Annotated in this window: 2 protein-coding genes; both read left to right on the top strand. The window is 67.0% G+C overall.

The genetic code is table 11. The features are described 5' to 3' along the window. Positions 1-119 precede the first annotated feature (119 nt). The gene (gene istA / locus XI09_RS08765) at positions 120-1,658 is read left to right on the top strand and encodes an IS21 family transposase (RefSeq protein ID WP_271566485.1); all 1,539 of its coding nucleotides are present in this window, start codon (positions 120-122) and stop codon (positions 1,656-1,658) included. Positions 1,659-1,669: 11 nt separating this feature from the next. Continuing rightward, positions 1,670-2,413 carry an IS21-like element helper ATPase IstB gene (istB, locus tag XI09_RS08760; protein ID WP_271566484.1) on the top strand — a complete coding sequence of 248 codons (744 nt, stop codon included), beginning with the start codon at positions 1,670-1,672 and terminating at the stop codon, positions 2,411-2,413. The last annotated feature ends 189 nt before the right edge of the window (positions 2,414-2,602 follow it).

Below are 2,602 nucleotides of genomic sequence, written 5' to 3'. Positions count from 1 at the left end.
GATCTCGCCCACCATTCCGGGATGATGTCGCCCGGGGTGACGAGGCCTCTTCTGGCTCCGATACGGTCCCGCCTTTCGGCTTTGCGAAGGGGACCTGGATGCCGACGGAGAGGTTTGCGATGCGCCATGTGCGCGATGTGATCAGATTGAAGTCGGCCGGGATGCCGACCCGCGAGATTGCGCGGCGGGTGGGGACAGCCCCTTCGACGGTGCGGTTGACGATCCGCCGGTTCGAGGCGGCGGGGCTGACCTGGCCGTTGCCAGACGACGTCACCGACACAGTGCTGGAGGCCCGGCTGTTCGCCAGCGCCGGAGCCGGTCCCGGCACCCGGCGGGGCCATCGGCGGCAGGCCGAGCCGGACTGGGCGGCGGTGCACCGCGAGCTCAAGCGCAAGCACGTGACGCTGTCGATTGTGTGGGAGGAGTACATCGCGGGCGAACCCGGCGGGTATCGCTATTCGCGGTTCTGCGAGCTCTACCGGGCCTGGGAAGGCCGGCTGTCGGTGACGATGCGCCAGTCGCATGCGGCCGGCGACAAGCTGTTCGTCGACTATGCCGGCGACGGCGTGCCGGTGGTGATCGACCGGTTTACCGGCGAACGGCGCACCGCGCAGATCTTCGTCGCGGTGCTCGGCGCCTCGAGCTTCACCTACGCGCAGGCGACCTGGACGCAGGGGCTCGCCGACTGGATCAGCGGGCACGTCGGCGCCTTCGAGGCGATCGGCGGCGTGCCGGCACTACTGGTGCCGGACAACACCAAAGTCGCGGTGATCAAGGCCTGCCTCTACGATCCGCAGATCAACCGCAGCTACGCCGACATGGCGGCGCATTACGGCACCGCCATTCTGCCGGCCAGGCCACGACGGCCACGGGACAAGGCCAAGGTCGAGCAGGCGGTCCTCATGGTCGAGCGCTGGCTGCTCGGACGGCTGCGCCACCGGATCTTCCACAGCCTCGCCGAGGTCAACGCGGCGATCGCCGAGTTAATGACCCGGCTCAACGAGGAGCGGCCGATCCGGCGGCTCGGCGTCACCCGCCGCAAGCTATTGGAGGAGATCGACCGGCCGGCACTCAAGGCCTTGCCGGAGAGCCCTTACGTGTTCGCCGAGTGGCGGATCTGCCGGGTCAGCATCGACTATCACGTCGAGGTCGAGGCGCATTACTACAGCGTCCCGCATCGCTTCGTCCGCGCCGAGGTCGAGGTGCGCTTCACCGCCCGCACCGTCGAGATTTTCCACAAGGGCGAGCGGATCGCCGCGCATCAACGCATGAGCGGCAACCACAAGCACACGACCGTACCGGAGCACATGGCCTCCAGTCATCGGCGCTACGCCGGCTGGACTATCGAGCGCATCCGCAAGGATGCAGCCATCATCGGACCTGCCACCGCGGCGCTGTGCGATCTGATCCTGGATGAACGCACACACCCCGAGCAGGGCTTCCGCGCCTGCCTCGGCATCATCCGGCTGGCCCGCTCCTACGGCCATGAGCGGCTCGATGCCGCCGCCATGCGGGCGATCGATATCGGCGCACGCACTTACGGTTCGGTCAAATCGATCCTCGCCAACAATCTTGATCGGCGTCCTTCACCCAAGCGCTCCGCGGACGACGCGCCGATCCTCCATCCCAACATCCGCGGGCCGCGCTACTACAATTAGGAGATCACGCCTTGCTCACCCATCCGACCCTCGATCAGCTCCATCAGCTCGGCCTTCACGGCATGGCCAAGGCCTTCGCCGACATCGAAGCCGGCGGCGAGGCCGCAAGCCTCGGCCACGCCGAATGGCTTGCGCTGCTGCTCGAACGTGAAGCGTCGCTACGACGCGACAAGCGACTGTCGAAGCGGCTTCAATATGCCAAGCTGCGCCAGCAGGCCTGCGTCGAGGACATCGACTATCGCACCCCGCGCGGCCTCGACCGCAGCCTCTTGACGATGCTGGTCGAAGGCCAATGGATCGACGACCACGCCAATCTTTTGATCTGTGGCCCGTCCGGCGTCGGCAAGAGCTGGCTCGCCTCGGCGCTCGGCAACAAAGTCTGCCGCGACAATCGCTCCGTGCTCTATCAGCGCGTCCCGCGACTGTTCAGCGATCTGGCCTTGGCGCGCGGTGACGGCCGCCACCCGCGCCTGCTGCGCGCGCTCGGTCGTGTCGATCTGCTCATCCTCGACGACTGGGGCCTCGAGCCGCTCGACGCCGCGGCCCGCCACGACCTCCTGGAGATCCTCGAGGACCGCTACGGCCGCCACTCCACCATCGTCACCAGCCAGCTCCCCGTCGATCAATGGCACGCGCTGATCGGCGACCCCACCTACGCCGACGCCGTCCTCGACCGCCTGGTCCACAATGCCCACCGGATCGATCTCAACGGCGAGAGCCTGCGGCGAACCCGTAAGCCCGGCCGAAAGGCCTGAGCCCGTGGCGCTGTGGACATGCCGCTGCGCTTGGACAACGCGAAGGGCGTTGCCCACATGCCCACAGCAGGAGCAGCAAAAAACAAGTCCTTCGAGCCGCGATTCAAGATTGACCACGCGGCTTCGCCGATGCCAGAAACCAGACAGCCAGAACGCCTCGCGCCCCGGGCGACATCAAATCGGAATGGT

It is taken from the genome of Bradyrhizobium sp. CCBAU 11386 (assembly GCF_028128955.1).
Classification (GTDB): Bacteria; Pseudomonadota; Alphaproteobacteria; order Rhizobiales; family Xanthobacteraceae; genus Bradyrhizobium.
The sequence above is the reverse complement of the archived record's forward strand: the minus strand, read 5'-3'. Positions and strand labels throughout refer to the sequence as shown.